Raw genomic sequence first — 14,716 nt, forward strand, 5'->3', positions numbered from 1 at the left:
CATGTCCGCCACCAGCGGCGCCCCGACCGGGATCACCCAGGGATCGGGGACGAAGGGCGGCATCGGCGAGTCCACGCTGCGGCCCGACGGCATCCTCAAGGTCACCGGCGAGTTCGCCTACGCGTCCGACATGTGGCACGAGGACATGCTCTGGGGGCAGATCCTGCGCTCCACCGTCGCCCACGCCGAGATCGTCTCCATCGACACCGCCGAGGCCCTCGCCACCCCGGGCGTGCACGCCGTCATGACCTACGACGACCTGCCGACCGACGTGCGCACCTACGGCCTGGAGATCCAGGACACCCCCGTCCTCGCCCACGGCAAGGTCCGCCACCACGGCGAACCCGTCGCCATCGTCGCCGCCGACCATCCGGAGACCGCCCGCCGCGCCGCCGCCAAGATCAAGGTCGAGTACCGCGACCTGCCCGTCATCACCGACGAGGCGTCCGCGACCGCCCCCGACGCGGTCCTCGTCCACGAGGGCCGCGACGACCACCACATCGGGCACGTCCCGCACCCCAACATCGTCCACCGGCAGCCCATCGTGCGCGGCGACGCCGCCGCGGCCGCCGCGCGGGCCGACGTCGTCGTCCGCGGCGAGTACCACTTCGGCATGCAGGACCAGGCGTTCCTCGGCCCCGAGTCGGGGCTCGCCGTGCCGGAGGAGGACGGCGGCGTCCACCTCTACATCGCCACCCAGTGGCTCCACTCGGACCTGCGGCAGATGGCCCCCGTCCTCGGACTGCCCGAGGACAAGGTGCGGATGACCCTCTCCGGGGTCGGCGGCGCCTTCGGCGGGCGCGAGGACCTGTCGATGCAGATCCACGCCTGCCTGCTGGCCCTGCGCACCGGCAAGCCCGTCAAGATCGTCTACAACCGGTTCGAGTCGTTCTTCGGACACGTCCACCGCCACCCCGCGCGCCTCTTCTATGAGCACGGCGCCACCAAGGACGGCAAGCTCACCCACCTCGTCTGCCGGATCGTCCTGGACGGCGGCGCCTACGCCTCCGCCTCCCCGGCCGTCGTCGGCAACGCCTCCTCGCTCGCCGTCGGCCCGTACGTCGTCGACGACGTCGACATCGAGGCCGTCGCCCTCTACACCAACAACCCGCCCTGCGGCGCGATGCGCGGCTTCGGCGCGGTCCAGGCGTGCTTCGCCTACGAGGCGCAGATGGACAAGCTCGCCCACCGGCTCGGCATGGACCCGGTGCGGTTCCGGCAGCTCAACGCCATGGAACAGGGCGCCGTCATGCCGACCGGGCAGATCGTCGACTCGCCCGCGCCGGTCGCCGAACTGCTGCGCCGGGTCGCCGCGATGCCGCTGCCGCCCGAGCGCCAGTGGGAGAGCAGCGAGGGCGTCGACGTACGGCAGCTGCCCGGCGGCCTCTCCAACACCACGCACGGCGAGGGCGTCGTGCGGGGCGTCGGCTACGCGGTCGGCATCAAGAACGTCGGGTTCTCCGAAGGCTTCGACGACTACTCCACCGCCAGGGTCCGCCTCGAGGTGGTCGCGGGGCAGGCCGTCGCCACCGTGCACACCGCGATGGCCGAGGTCGGCCAGGGCGGGGTCACCGTGCACGCCCAGATCGCCCGCACCGAGCTGGGCGTCACCCAGGTCACCATCAACCCGGCCGACACCCAGGTCGGCAGCGCCGGTTCGACCTCCGCGTCCCGGCAGACGTACGTGACGGGCGGCGCCGTCAAGAACAGCTGCGAGCTGGTGCGGGAACGGGTCCTGGAGATCGGGCGCCGCAGGTTCGGCACCTACCACCCGGCCTGGGCCACCGCCGAACTCCTGCTGGAGGGCGGCAAGGTCGTCACCGACGGCGGCGAGGTCCTCTGCGATCTCGTCGACCTGCTCGCCGACGACGTCGTCGAGGTCGAGGCCGAGTGGCGGCACCGGCCGACCCAGCCCTTCGACCCGCACACCGGGCAGGGCGACGGGCACGTCCAGTACTCGTTCGCCGCGCACCGCGCCGTCGTCGAGGTCGACACCGAACTCGGCCTGGTCAAGGTGATCGAGCTGGCCTGCGCCCAGGACGTCGGCAAGGCGCTCAACCCGCTCTCGGTGATCGGCCAGATCCAGGGCGGCACCACCCAGGGCCTCGGTATCGCGGTGATGGAGGAGATCGTCGTCGATCCGCGGACCGCCAAGGTCAGGAACCCGTCGTTCACGGACTACCTGATCCCCACCATCCTCGACACGCCCACCATTCCGGTGGACCTGCTCGAACTCGCCGACGACCACGCCCCCTACGGGCTGCGCGGCATCGGTGAGGCCCCGACCCTGTCGTCCACCCCGGCCGTCCTCGCGGCGATCAGGGAGGCGACGGGACTTGAGCTGAACCGCGCGCCGGTCCGTCCTGAGCATCTGACCGGCACAACGTGACAGACCCTCCGGGCGGCGCGCACCGCGCCGTCCGGAGCGCACGGAGATCGTTCGTCTCGGGCCGTCCCCCGGGTCGTGCGGCCGAAGCACCTTCCCAAATCCCGCCGCCGTACCCGGCGCGGGAGTCCCTTTGAACCTTGGGAGCAGGCCCACATGACCCAGCAGTCCATCGAGCCGGAGGCCACCGCGCAGGACGCGGGCGCGGGCAGCCGCGTCCCGGCCGGCCGGTCCTGGCTCGACCGGTACTTCCACATCAGCCGGCGGGGCTCCACGGTCGCGCGCGAGGTGCGCGGCGGAGTCACCACCTTCATGGCGATGGCGTACATCCTCCTGCTCAACCCCTTGATCCTGTCGGGCAAGGACGTGGCGGGCGACACCCTCGGCCGGCAGGCGCTGATCACCGCGACCGCGTTCGCGGCGGCCCTCACCACGCTCCTGATGGGGTTCGTCGGCAAGGTGCCGCTCGCCCTGGCCGCCGGGCTCTCCGTCTCCGGCGTGATCTCCTCGCAGGTCGCCCCCGAGATGACCTGGCCGCAGGCGATGGGGATGTGCGTCGTGTACGGCGTCGTCATCATGCTGCTGGTCGTCACCGGGCTCCGCGAGATGATCATGAACGCGATTCCCCTGGCGCTCAAACACGGCATCACCATGGGCATCGGCATGTTCATCGCCCTCATCGGCTTCTACAAGTCCGGTTTCGTGCACCAGGGCAAGGCCACCCCGGTCACCCTCGGCCCCGCGGGCGAGCTGGCCGGATGGCCGGTGCTGCTGTTCGCCGGGACGCTGCTGCTGATCTTCATGCTCCAGGCGCGGAACGTCCCCGGCGCCATCCTGATCGGCATCGTCGGCGGCACCGTCGTCGCGGCGATCCTCAACGCGGCCGGAGCCGTCGCCCCGGGGCAGTGGGCAGCGGGACCCCCCGAACTGCGCGGCGGCGCGGTCTCCATGCCCGACTTCTCGCTCTTCGGGCAGGTCGAGTTCGGCGGCTGGGGGCAGGTCGGCGTGATGACCGTCGGGCTGATCGTCTTCACCCTGGTGCTCGCCGGGTTCTTCGACGCGATGGCCACCATCATCGGCGTCGGCACCGAAGCGGGACTCGCCGACGCCAAGGGCCGGATGCCGGGCCTCTCCAAGGCCCTGTTCATCGACGGCGCGGGCGGCGTGATCGGCGGCGTCGCGGGTGGCTCGGGGCAGACCGTGTTCGTCGAGTCGGCGACCGGCGTCGGCGAGGGCGCCCGCACCGGGCTCGCCTCCGCGGTCACCGGGGTGTTCTTCGCGGCCTGCCTGTTCTTCACCCCGCTCACCGCGATCGTCCCGCAGGAGGTCGCCTCCGCCGCGCTCGTCGTCATCGGCGCCATGATGCTGATGAACGCCCGGCACGTGGACTGGGCCGACCGGGCCACCGCCATCCCGGTCTTCCTCACCGTCGTCCTGATGCCCTTCACGTACACCATCACCACCGGTGTCGCCGCGGGCGTCATCTCCTACACCGCCATCAAGACCGCCCAGGGCAGGGCCAGGGAGATCGGCGCCTTCATGTGGGGGCTGACGGCGATCTTCCTCGTCTACTTCGCCCTCCACCCCATCGAGAGCTGGCTCGGCGTCCACTAGAGCCGCCTGCCCACCCCTCCGACGCCCTTCGCGCAGACCCCCCAAGGAGACCGAGACATGCTGGACATCGCCGAGGACCTCAACCGGTGGGTCGAGCAGGGACGCGACTTCGCCGTGGCCACCGTGGTCGCCGTCGGCGGCAGCGCGCCCCGCAGACCCGGCGCCGCCCTCGCGGTGGACGCCGACGGCACGGCGATCGGCTCGGTCTCCGGGGGCTGCGTGGAGGGCGCCGTGTACGAGCTGTGCCGGCAGGCGCTCGCGGACGGCGAGAGCGTCCTCGAACGCTTCGGCTACAGCGACGAGGACGCCTTCGCCGTCGGCCTGACCTGCGGCGGCGTCATCGACATCCTCGTCACCCCGGTCCGGGCGGCCGACGCCGTCAGGCCGGTGCTCGCGGACGCCGTCGCCGCCGCCGCGGCCGGCCGGACGGCGGCCCTGGCGCGGATCGTCTCGGGCCCCGCCGACCTGCTCGGCCGCGCCCTGCTCGTCCGGCCCGACGGCACCCACGACGGCGGCTTCGGCGGCCACCCCGAACTCGACCGCACGGTCGCCGCCGAGGCCGCCGCGTTCCTGGACGCCGGCCGCACCGGCACCCTGGAGATCGGCGCCCGCGGCTCCCGCTGCGGGGCGCCGCTCACCGTCCTGGTCGAGTCGTCGCTGCCGGCCCCCCGGATGATCGTCTTCGGCGCCATAGACTTCGCGTCCGCGCTGGTCAGCGCGGGCAGGTTCGTCGGCTACCGGGTCACCGTCTGCGACGCCAGGCCCGTCTTCGCCACCCCGGCCCGCTTCCCCGACGCCGACGAGATCGTCGTCGAGTGGCCCCACCAGTACCTGGCGCGCACCGACGTCGACGCGCGCACCGTGCTCTGCGTGCTCACCCACGACGCCAAGTTCGACGTCCCGCTGCTGAAACTCGCCCTGCGGCTGCCCGTCGCCTACATCGGCGCCATGGGCTCCCGCCGCACCCACCTCGACCGCAACGAGCGGCTGCGCCAGGTCGGCGTGACCGAACTCGAACTGGCCCGGCTGCGCTCGCCCATCGGCCTCGACCTCGGTGCCCGCACCCCCGAGGAGACGGCCCTGTCGATCGCCGCGGAGATCGTCGCCGCCCGGCGCGGCGGCAGCGGCGTCCCGCTCACCGGCGCCCACACCCCCATCCACCACGACCCGGCGTCCCTGCCGCCGCGCGGCATCGGATCGGTCGCCTGAGCGTCAACGGATCGGTCGCCTGAGCGTCAACGGGCGGTGGCGGTGGCGGTGGCGGAGGGCCGGTCGGGGCGGACCGAGAACGCCGTGTCGCCCGCGACGGCCACGATCGCGTCCTTCACCAGCCGCAGATACGGGACGGAGTTCTGCGCCGAGTCACCCGGATCGGCGATCGCGTCGGTGCGCCACCGCACCCTGCCCGTCGCCGGGTCCACCGCCGTCAGCCGGCCGAACCGGTTGGCGAGGTAGAGGCTGTGGTACTTCTCCGACAGCACCGGGGCCGACAGGTTCTCCACCGCCGTGCCGCGCTGCCAGAGCCGGGTGCCGTCGCTCGCCCTGACCGCCGTGATCGTCCCGTCCGGCCGCACGAAGTACACGACCCCGTCGACGAGGGTCGGCGTGCCGCGCGTCCCCGCCGCCAGCTTCAGCCGCCGCACTGCGCCGCTGCCCGGGTCCACCCGCAGCAGCGTCGCGTAGGGCCAGTCCCCTTCGGCCGCCGACACGTGCTCCTTCGCCGCCGAGACGAGCAGCGGCCGGCCGCCGTCGGCGCCGAGAGCCGCGGTCTGCGCCGGCAGCCGGGCGAGTTCACGGGCCGATCCGTCGGCCGGGTCGAGCCGCAGCAGCGCCGTCGAGCCCTCGTCCAGGCCGTCCGACGCGGACGTGCACAGCCCGTAGGGGGAGCCGCCGAACACCACGGCCGCGCAGGCGTCGCCCACCGACGACGTCGCGGGGGTCCGCCAGAGCTGCCGGCCCGACGCGTCCAGGGCGAGGAAGTGCGTCGCCGCGTTGTCCGTCGTCACGATGCCCCGGTCGAACAGCAGCGAGGGCTCGTCCTCCCGCACCGCGCGGGACCAGAGCAGCTTGCCGGTCTTCTCGTCCAGGGCCGCCAACCGCCGTGCTTCGTACGACACTTGCGAGTCCGGCTTCAGATACGCGTAGACGTGCCCGTCCCGGACGCCGACCGGGCGCGAGGTCTCGGGGCTGGTGCCTGAGCGCCAGCGGACGCGTCCGGTCGCCGCGTCCAGCCGCGCGGTCGTGAAACCGGTGCCCGCGCAGTACACGGCGCTCGCGTCGCCGGGCACACAGCCCGACTCCAACTCGTCGAGCGGCTGGCCCTTCTTGGCCGTCACCAGGCTGGTCCGCCAGGCCCGCCAGCCCTCCGGCAGCCCGGGTGCGGGCACCTCGCTCGCGGCGCCCGACCCCTTCGCCGGGTGCGCGCCGTCGTCCCCCGCCAGCCGTACGGCGGTGACGGCGACGGCGGTGACGGCCAGCGCCGAGGCCAGCGCGACCAGCGTCCGCCGCGTCCGGCGCCCACGGCGCGCGCCCGAAGGACCGCCGACGGTCGCCGCGGTCCCGGACGGTCCCGAGGTCGGCGCGGTTCCGCCGCCACGGCGCCGCCGGGGGGCCGGGACCGCGGCGGCGTCCGGCGTGGCGGTGCCGGTGATCCGCTCGGGCAGCGCCACCAGCATCGCCTGGACCTCGTCCAGAGGGGGCCTGGCCGCCGGGTCCTTGGCGAGGCAGCGCGTGACGACGGCCCGCAGCGGCTCGGGGACGCCGTCGAGCACCGGAGCCTCGTGCATCACCTGATACCCCGTCAGATACGGGCTGCCGCCCTCGAACGGGCGGTTCCCCGTCGACGCGTACACCAGCACCGAACCCAGCGAGAACACGTCCGACGCGGCGGTGACATCCCGCGGCGCCGAGAACTGCTCGGGCGACATGAAAGGCGGCGTGCCGATCAGCCGGCCGGTGACCGTGAGGTCCTCGTTGTCGGCGGCCCGCGAGATGCCGAAGTCGATGACGCGCGGACCGTCGTCGGCCACCAGGACGTTGCTCGGCTTCAGATCCCGGTGCACCACCCCCGCCCGGTGGATGTCCCGCAACGCCTCGACCAGGCCGAGCGCCAGCGTGCGCAGCGCGCGGCCGGTCAGCGGGCCGTCCTCCGCGACCGTCTCGGTCAGCGTGCGGCCCGGCACGTACAGGGTCGCCATCCACGGCTGCCCGGCCTCCGGATCGGCGTCCACCACCGGCGCGGTGAACGCGCCGCTCACCCGCCTGGCCGCCGCCACCTCCTGCCGGAACCGGGCCCTGAACTCCTCGTCGAGCGCGTACTGCGCGTGCACGACCTTGATCGCCACATGCCGTCCGGAAGGCGAGAGACCCAGGTGGACGACGCCCATACCGCCGCTGCCGAGCGTGTCGATCAGGGTGTAGTCCCCGATGGACCCACCCGTCGACTCGGCACTCCCCGCGCTCAGTGACATGAGCCGGTCACCATCCCCGTCTCCCTCGGGCGTGTCTGGCCATTCCCGCCTGCCGCCTTTCGGGCGACGACGTGCGCGGTCGGACCCGTCCTGGCCCGAACGGCTCGTACTCCGCCCAGCCTAGGCCGTCCCTGTGCGGCGCCTCACCTCACGTCCGCGAACCCGCCCCCTCCGGCCCCGCGTCCGTCAGCCCTCCCGCAGCAGCCGGTTGACGGCCCGCCCGAACACCCGTCGCGACGCCCCCGCGGCCAGCGGGTCGAACAGGCCGGGCAGCGGGCGGACGTTCAGCTCCTCCCGCCACACCACCCGGCTGCGCCCGCCGGGCCCGGGACGCACCTCCAGCTCGGCCCACCCGGTCACCACCCGGCCCCGCTTCTCCAGCCTGCACAGTCCGGGCGTCCCGGGCGTATCGGGTGTCCCGGCGGACGGCGGTCGCCACACCGTCACCTCCATCGGGTCGTCGAAGGCGAGCGGGCCCACGCCCGAGCGGGCCACGAACACCGTGCCCTCAGCCGTCGGCGCGGGCGTGACGACCCGGACGCGGGTCAGCGGGACGACCTCGCCGTGCCGCGGCCAGTCGGTGAGACGGCGCCAGGCCTCGTCGAGAGGGAGCGGCGCCGTGCGTTCGAGGAGGAAGTAGACCACGAGCCGATCGTAGGGAGTCGGGGCTGCTCAGCGGAGGGATCACCGCCCTGTCACGCGGATGGCGGGTGACGTCGGAGCGTGGGGAGGGGTGCGGCGAGGGGCGTGGGGGTGCGGCGCGGGGTGTGGGGGCGCGGGCCTGCGGGCGGGGGAGGGCTGCCCCCGCCCGCAGGCCCGCTCACGCCTCGGTGCCGCCCGACGTCTCCCAGAGGTCCGTCGACCACTCCAGGTGGTGGATCAGGTCGTCGTCGCCCGGCCGGGACCGCGCCGGGCCGCCCCGGCGGGGGGCGCCGGACACGGCCGTGCCCCGGGAGATGTTCCCGCTCGCCGTCACGTTGTGCTCGACGCGCGGTCGGCGCAGCGTCTCGTACAGCGTGAACGCGGCCCCGGTGTCCGGCGCGTCCCGCAGGCACTTGGCGAGGACGACCGCGTCCTCCAGGGCCATCGAGGCGCCCTGCCCGCTCGCCGGTGAGGCCGCGTGCGCGGCGTCGCCGAGCAGCAGCGCGCGCCCGTGCCGCCAGCGGGTGCCGGTGGGGATCTCGGCGGCGTCGGTGACCATCAGGTCGTCGGTCGTCGCGGCCACCAGACCGGCGGCGGGCGAGGTGTCCCCGCGCAGCAGAGTCAGCAGCAGCTCCCGCCGCTCCGCCGCCGTACCGAGCCGCCCGGCCGCCGACGGTGCACCCGCCACCCGCGCGAACCAGTACGTCTCACCGGCGGGGGAGACCGTGTACCCGAGGGAGACCGAGCTGCCCCGCACCATCGTGATCCGCGCGTCCTTCGGGGCGTCGGGTGCGACGGGCGCGCTGTCCGTGTAGCCGTAGTAGACGCGCTGCCCGGCGTGGACCGGCGTGACCCCGGGGTCGAGCGCCCGGCGGACCGCCGAACGGAGCCCGTCCGCGCCGATCAGCAGATCACCGCTCGCGGTGGTGCCGTCGGTGAAGTGCGCGGTGACGCCGCCCGGCCCCTCCTCGACGGCGTCGAGCCGGGCGCCGTGCCTGATCCGGACGCCCCTGCGCGCCGCCTCCGCCTGGAGCACCCCGCTCAGCACACCGCGCCGCAGGCACCGGTACCGCAGCACCGGGTCGGCCGCCTCGCCCAGCGGCACCAGCCCGACCTCCGCGCCCGAGGCGTCGAGGACCCGCATCGACGTCAGCGGGAAACCGGCCCTGCCGACGGCCGTGGCCGCGTCGAGCTGCACCAGCGCCCGCATGCCGTTGCTGGCCAGGGTCAGGAACGCGCCGATGTCCTCGGCCGCGTCCGGATGCGCCTCGTACACCTCGACGTCCACCCCCGCCCGGTGCAGGCCGAGTGCCGTCGCCGTACCGGCGATCCCGCCGCCGATGACCAGTGCCCTCACATCGCTCCCCGTCCGTCGCGCGCCGTCGTCGCGGCCCCCGGAGATCCAACGCCCGGCCAGGCCGGAGGGTTCCGGCGCCCTGATACCCCGTCAGCGGACCACCGTGAACTCAGCCGCCTTCGGCACGAACGTCGTGTCGCCGTCCTTGGCGGTCGCCAGTACCGACACGTACCAGGTGCCCTCGGTCAGCTTCTCGGCCTCCTTCTCGGTGATCGGCGGCGCGTAGGTGCAGACGGCCTTCTCCGCCGACACCTTTGCGCAGGTCGCCCGGTCCACATCGCGCATGTCCCGCTCGGTCGGGTCGAGCTTGGAATCCGCGGGCCACGCCAGCACATTGAGGCTCTTGACGCCGGAATCGTCGCGCACGTCCGCGGTGAAGGTGAGCGAGGCCGTTTTCTTGCCGGACGCGGGGGTGTAACGGGCGGTGGCGTGGTCCACGGTCAGCTCCGTCGCGGCGGCGGCGACAGCCAGCCCACCTGCGACGACAGCGCCGAAGACGGCGACACCGATGACGGAGGAGACAACAAGGCGCTTGGACATGGAAACGCTCCTGAGAGAAAAGGGATGCGACAGAAGAAAGGAATGCGGAAAGGCCCGCCGTGACGTGCCGAGAGCGACGCGTGAATACGGTGACGATCGCACCGGTATCCGGTTCGTGAATGCCTCGCGGTCTGGGAGGCCGCCTTTCGACGATGTCGACACTAGGGCCGCGCACCCGCGCCGGTCTTCGGCCCGCCGGACGATCGCCGACTCGAACCAGAGATAGAGGAGCGCCGCCGAGGCTCCGCCCACGGCCCGAGTCGCCCGCCCGCACCCCGCGCCTAGCCTGGATCCACCATGAACGCCCTCACCCGTGTGAACCGAGACGACGACCGGCTGCTCCCGGTCCTCCTGCTGTGCGCCCAGGCCGCCGTGTGGCCCGGCGCGGACCTGGTGCGCGGTGCCGTGCCGCCCGCGTCCGCGCTCCTCGTGGCGGTGCTGGTGGCCGGCACGGTCACCGCGGCCCTCGCCGTGCGCCGCACCCGGCCGGTGGTCACCCTCGTCCTGGTCGCCGCGGCCTGCGCGCTCGGCGCCGGGGCGCTGCCGGTCGGCGGCACCGCCGTCCTCGGCACGGCGGGCATCGCCCTCGCCCTCTTCACCGTGGCGACCGAACGCGACACGTTCACCGCCGTGTTGTGCGTGCTGGCGCTCGCCTTCTGGCAGTTCGCCCAGGACATCACCCTGCACGGACTCAGCGGCCTCGACGGACTCGCGGGGCTCGACCCGGTACCGACCACCCTGCTGTACCTGATCACCTGCGGCGTCGGCCTCCGGACCCGGCGGACCCGCCGCGCGCGCCGCACCGCCGAACGGCGCCTGAAGCGCGCCGAGGCCGAGCGCCACCGTCTTCCCGCGGCCGAACGGCGGCGCATGGAGCGGGAGTTGCACGACGTCAGCGCCCACCACCTCACCGCCGTCGTCGTCACCGCGGGCGCCGCCCTCGGACTGCGCGAACGACGCCCCGAACTGGCTGCCGAGGCCCTGGAGTTCGCCGTCGAGACCGGGCGGACGGTGAGCCGCGCGCTCGGCGCGGTGCGGGCGCCCGCCCCCTCGCGGGAGGAACTCCCCTCGCCCGAGGAGCGGTTGCGGGCCCTGGTCGCCGGATTCCGCCGACTGGACCAGCCGGTCGACGACGAGATCGACCCGCTGCCCGAAGGGGTCGTCGCCGACGCGGCCTTCGGCATCGTCCGGGAGGCGCTCACCAACGTGGCCAGGCACGCGCCGGGCGCCGCCACCACGGTGGTGTGCCGGTACGGCGACACCCGCACCGACGTCGTCGTCACCAGCGCCGCCCCGCCGGCGGGCGTCACCGCCCATGGCGCGGGCCTCGGCGGCGGGCGCGGACAGGGCTTCCTGCGCTCCCGGGCCCGCGAGGCGGGCGGCACCCTGAGCACCGGGCCCACCCCGGACGGCGGCTGGGAGGTCCGCGCGGAACTGCCGGGGCGGACGGCGGCCCCGGGCGACGTGACGCTGCCGCCCTCCTACCGCGTCGCGCAGGTCGTCGCCGCGATCGGCCTCTGTGTGCAGCCGCTGCTTCCGGTGCTGGTGATGCGCCCCGAGCCGGTCGACGAGGCCGAGGCGATGTCGACCGGGTGGGAGGTGACCCCGGGCGTGCTCTTCGCGCTGCTCGCCGCCGCCCAGGCGGTCGCCCTGCTGTGGCTGCGCCGGGCACCCCGCGCCGCACCGGCCGTGCTGCTCGGCCTGGCCGCGCTGTGGCCGGTGGCGATGGCCGCGGCCGACTACGCGGGACCGGTGCTGCCGCCCGCCTTCCTCGGCGCGCTCGCCCTCTGCGTGGCGGTGGCGCGGACGGCGGCCCGGGAGACGTCACGAGCGGCCCCGCCCGAGCCCGCGCGCCGGGGCCCGAAAACCGACTGGACGCGGCCGTTCCGGCCCCGGCCGACGGCACCGGAGCCCGGTACGGCGCGTAGGTCCGGGCCCGCGGGACGAGCCCCCGGCACCGGGGCCGGGTTCCTTCCCCGCGCCGACGCCCGGCGGGCGGCCTCCGTCCTCGCGCTCGCGGCCGTCGTCGTCCAGGCAGTGGCCGCCGCCGTCGCCGTCCTCGACCGTGGGACGACGGCCCCCACCTGGGCGGTCGTCGTCGGCGCCGGCGCTGGATCGGCCGCCATGGTGGGCGCCGCCCGCTGGGCCGGCGCGCTGCGCGGCCGGCGCGAGCGGGACGCCAGGGGCGCCGGCGCGCGGCGCCTCGCCGGGTGGACTCAGGAAGCCGTGCGGGACGCCTGGGCCGAACGCCGCCGGATCGCCGCCGGCCTGGAGACCACCGTCCTCGCCCGCACCGCCGACATGGTCGCGCAGGCCGAGGCCGGCCACCTCGACGCCACCGCCGACCGGGCCCGCGCCGCGCTGGCCGCCATGCGCGCCCTCCTCGACACCGTCAGGGCGGGCGACGACGGACCCACGCTCCGCCCGCAGCCCACCCTCCAGGCGCTCGACCTGCTCGCCCACCAGTGCCGGGCCACCGGCCGCGATGTCGAGATCCGGCTCGGCCCCGGGGTCCCCGAGCACCTGCCCACCGCCGTCGACCTGGCCGCCTACCACGCGGCCGAGACGCTGCTCGCGGCCGGCGGCGAGGACCCCGCGACGATCGAGATCGACGCGGACGACGGTACGTTGACGCTCACCGCCACCGGTGTCCCCGAGGCCGCCCGCCCCGCCGTGCGCGACCGGCTGACGGCCCGGGTCGCGGCGCTCGGCGGCACCCTGACCGCCGGGGCCGCCGCACCGGCGGGCACGGTGAGCCTGCTGCTGCCGCTCACCGCGGACCGCGCGCCCGCCGCCGCGCGCACAGACGAGGAGAGAGACCGATGAGCCTGCGGGTACTGGTCGTCGACGACCAGGGCATCGTCCGGGCGGGCTTCGCCGCCGTGATCGACGCCGAGGACGACATGACGGTCGTCGGGGAGGCCGCCGACGGAGCCGAAGCGGTGCGCCTCGCGGGGGAGTTGACGCCCGACGTCGTCGTCATGGACGTCCGCATGCCCGAACTGGACGGCATCGCCGCCACCCGGATCATCACCGGCCGCCAGGACCCGCCGAGGGTCCTCGTGCTGACCACCTTCGACCTCGACTCCTACGTCTTCGACGCGCTGCGCGCCGGCGCCTCCGGCTTCCTCCTCAAGGACGTCCAGCCCTCCGAACTCCTCGACGGCATCCGGGTGGTGGCCACCGGCGAGAGCGTCCTCGCCCCCTCCGCGACCCGCCGGCTCATCGGCCACTACGCGTCAGGGGCGGGCGCGGGGTTCCGCTCCGGGGACGGCCCCCGCGAACTGGAGAGCCTCACCGCCCGCGAACGGTACGTCCTCGCACTGATCGCGGCCGGCCTCAACAACGCGGAGATCGCCGGGGAACTCGGCATCACCGTCGGCACCGTCAAGTCCCATGTGAACGCGCTGCTGCGCAAACTCGGCCTGCGCGACCGCGTGCAGGCGACGATCCTCGCCTACGACCTGGGCCTCGCCCGCCCCAACCCGCCCGGCCCCCGCGCCTGACGCTCCCCCTTCCCGCGCCCGACCACCGCCGATACCCGCCAACACCCCTACCCCAGGAGCCTCTTCCCGTGACCGGTCCCGACCGCAGCCCGCTCCGGGTGCTGCGCCGCGCGCTCACCGACGTCGTCGCCCTCGCCTATCTCGGCCTCTGCGCGGCCCTGTTGATCTGGGCGGTCGTCGTGACCGCCCTCGACGACTCGGGCGAGTCCATGGCGGGCGTCATCCCGATCTTCGCGACCGCCCCGACCAGCCTGATCTTCCTCGTCCTGCCGGACCACGTCTGGGCGTTCTTCGCCGCTGTCGTCCTCGCCGCGCTGGTGAACGCCGCCGTGATCGGCTGGTGCTCCCGCACGCTCAGGGCCAGACGGCGGACCGGCTGACGGCAGACCGGCTGACGGCGCGGTCTGAGGGCGCGGGCCCGAGGGCGGCGCGGCTCTGAGGGCGCGGGTCTGAGGGCGGCGCGGGACGCCGGTCGCCCCGCCCGTCACTCGTCCTTCGGCGGCGGACCGTCCCCCGGCCTCTCCTGGTGGGAGTGGCGCTGCTCCCGCCAGACCTCGCCGACGTTGTGGAAGCCGCGCTCCTCCCAGAAGCCGCGCCGGTCCTCGGTCAGGTACTCGACGGCCCGCAGCCACTTCGGGCTCTTGTAGCCGTAGAGGTGCGGGACGATCAGCCGCAGCGGGAAGCCGTGCTCGGCGGTCAGCGGCTCGCCGTTGTGATGAGTGGCCAGGAGCGTGTCGGGCCGGTCGAAGTCGGCGAGCCGCAGATTGGCCGAGTAGCCGTACTCCGCCCAGGCCATCACATGGGTGACGTCGGGCGCGGGCGGCACCATCTCCAGGAGGGCGCGGGCCGGGATGCCGTACCACTCGTGGTCGGTGGAGGTGGAGCCGGTCGCGCAGTGCAGGTCGGAGGCGACCGTGAGGTGCGGCAGGGCGGACAGCTCGGCGAAGTTCCATACGCACATACCGCCGTCGGCGGTGGCGCCGTGCACGCGCAGGTCCCAGCGTTCCAGACGGAAACGCGGCACCGGGCCGTAGTGCGAGACGGGCCAGCCATGGACCTGGCGCTGACCCGGCGGAAGCCGGCGGGGCCCGCCCGCCGCGGCCTCGGTCGTGCCCTGTCCCTCGCTCGCCACCAGCCGGCCCCTCTCCCTCTGCTTCTCTCCGCGCGTCCGTCGCGCGGTTGCCTCCTGTGCAGCGTAGAT

11 protein-coding genes are annotated in these 14,716 nt (G+C 74.4%); 6 read left to right on the top strand and 5 right to left on the bottom strand.

Going from position 1 to position 14,716, the window contains the following annotated elements; translation table 11 throughout:
- The first annotated feature begins 1 nt into the window (after position 1).
- The 3 genes from DDJ31_RS30425 to DDJ31_RS30435 all read left to right on the top strand — a co-directional run bounded on the left by DDJ31_RS30425 (position 2) and on the right by DDJ31_RS30435 (position 5,209).
- Positions 2–2,389, top strand: a complete 2,388-nt coding sequence (locus DDJ31_RS30425; RefSeq protein ID WP_127177192.1) for a xanthine dehydrogenase family protein molybdopterin-binding subunit — start codon at positions 2–4, stop codon at positions 2,387–2,389.
- Positions 2,390–2,542: 153 nt separating this feature from the next.
- On the top strand, positions 2,543–4,000 hold the full coding sequence (locus DDJ31_RS30430; RefSeq protein ID WP_127177191.1) for an NCS2 family permease: 1,458 nt from the start codon (positions 2,543–2,545) through the stop codon (positions 3,998–4,000).
- 57 nt (positions 4,001–4,057) lie between these two features.
- Positions 4,058–5,209, top strand: a complete 1,152-nt coding sequence (locus DDJ31_RS30435) for an XdhC family protein (RefSeq protein WP_127177190.1) — start codon at positions 4,058–4,060, stop codon at positions 5,207–5,209.
- A 26-nt stretch (positions 5,210–5,235) separates the two neighbouring features.
- Here DDJ31_RS30435 and DDJ31_RS30440 read toward each other — a convergent pair whose 3' ends face one another.
- From DDJ31_RS30440 to DDJ31_RS30455, 4 genes are all read right to left on the bottom strand, one after another.
- Positions 5,236–7,470, bottom strand: coding sequence for a protein kinase domain-containing protein (locus tag DDJ31_RS30440; protein ID WP_127177189.1), 2,235 nt, complete (start codon positions 7,468–7,470; stop codon positions 5,236–5,238).
- Positions 7,471–7,656: 186 nt separating this feature from the next.
- Positions 7,657–8,115, bottom strand: a complete 459-nt coding sequence (locus DDJ31_RS30445) for an SRPBCC family protein (RefSeq protein WP_127177188.1) — start codon at positions 8,113–8,115, stop codon at positions 7,657–7,659.
- Between the two features lie 175 nt (positions 8,116–8,290).
- Positions 8,291–9,469: an FAD-dependent oxidoreductase gene (locus DDJ31_RS30450; RefSeq protein ID WP_127177187.1), complete on the bottom strand. Its 1,179-nt coding sequence runs from the start codon at positions 9,467–9,469 to the stop codon at positions 8,291–8,293.
- Between the two features lie 90 nt (positions 9,470–9,559).
- Entirely contained in the window at positions 9,560–10,009 is a 450-nt protein-coding gene (locus DDJ31_RS30455) for a DUF5707 domain-containing protein (RefSeq protein WP_127177186.1), read from the bottom strand.
- Between the two features lie 315 nt (positions 10,010–10,324).
- On the opposite strand from DDJ31_RS30455, the gene DDJ31_RS30460 reads away from it, so the two are divergent.
- The 3 genes from DDJ31_RS30460 to DDJ31_RS30470 all read left to right on the top strand — a co-directional run bounded on the left by DDJ31_RS30460 (position 10,325) and on the right by DDJ31_RS30470 (position 13,895).
- The gene (locus DDJ31_RS30460) at positions 10,325–12,835 is read left to right on the top strand and encodes an ATP-binding protein (RefSeq protein ID WP_127177185.1); all 2,511 of its coding nucleotides are present in this window, start codon (positions 10,325–10,327) and stop codon (positions 12,833–12,835) included.
- Positions 12,832–13,515 carry a response regulator gene (locus tag DDJ31_RS30465; protein ID WP_127177184.1) on the top strand — a complete coding sequence of 228 codons (684 nt, stop codon included), beginning with the start codon at positions 12,832–12,834 and terminating at the stop codon, positions 13,513–13,515. Before DDJ31_RS30460 ends, DDJ31_RS30465 begins: the two co-directional genes overlap by 4 nt.
- Before the next feature lie 68 nt (positions 13,516–13,583).
- The gene (locus DDJ31_RS30470) at positions 13,584–13,895 is read left to right on the top strand and encodes an SCO4225 family membrane protein (RefSeq protein WP_127177183.1); all 312 of its coding nucleotides are present in this window, start codon (positions 13,584–13,586) and stop codon (positions 13,893–13,895) included.
- Positions 13,896–13,999: 104 nt separating this feature from the next.
- Here the strand turns inward: DDJ31_RS30470 and DDJ31_RS30475 are convergent, their stop codons facing one another.
- Positions 14,000–14,647: a molybdopterin-dependent oxidoreductase gene (locus DDJ31_RS30475; protein WP_127177182.1), complete on the bottom strand. Its 648-nt coding sequence runs from the start codon at positions 14,645–14,647 to the stop codon at positions 14,000–14,002.
- Positions 14,648–14,716 lie beyond the last annotated feature (69 nt).

Origin of the sequence: Streptomyces griseoviridis (assembly GCF_005222485.1) — a bacterium.
GTDB lineage: Bacteria > Actinomycetota > Actinomycetes > Streptomycetales > Streptomycetaceae > Streptomyces > Streptomyces hintoniae.

Bases quoted from the DNA above. Each gene is read 5' to 3' on its own strand.
- DDJ31_RS30440 (WP_127177189.1), bottom strand. From the start codon at position 7,470: ATGTCACTGAGCGCGGGGAGTGCCGAGTCGACGGGTGGGTCCATCGGG.
- DDJ31_RS30430 (WP_127177191.1), top strand. From the start codon at position 2,543: ATGACCCAGCAGTCCATCGAGCCGGAGGCCACCGCGCAGGACGCGGGC.
- DDJ31_RS30465 (WP_127177184.1), top strand. From the start codon at position 12,832: ATGAGCCTGCGGGTACTGGTCGTCGACGACCAGGGCATCGTCCGGGCG.
- DDJ31_RS30435 (WP_127177190.1), top strand. From the start codon at position 4,058: ATGCTGGACATCGCCGAGGACCTCAACCGGTGGGTCGAGCAGGGACGC.
- DDJ31_RS30425 (WP_127177192.1), top strand. From the start codon at position 2: ATGTCCGCCACCAGCGGCGCCCCGACCGGGATCACCCAGGGATCGGGG.
- DDJ31_RS30455 (WP_127177186.1), bottom strand. From the start codon at position 10,009: ATGTCCAAGCGCCTTGTTGTCTCCTCCGTCATCGGTGTCGCCGTCTTC.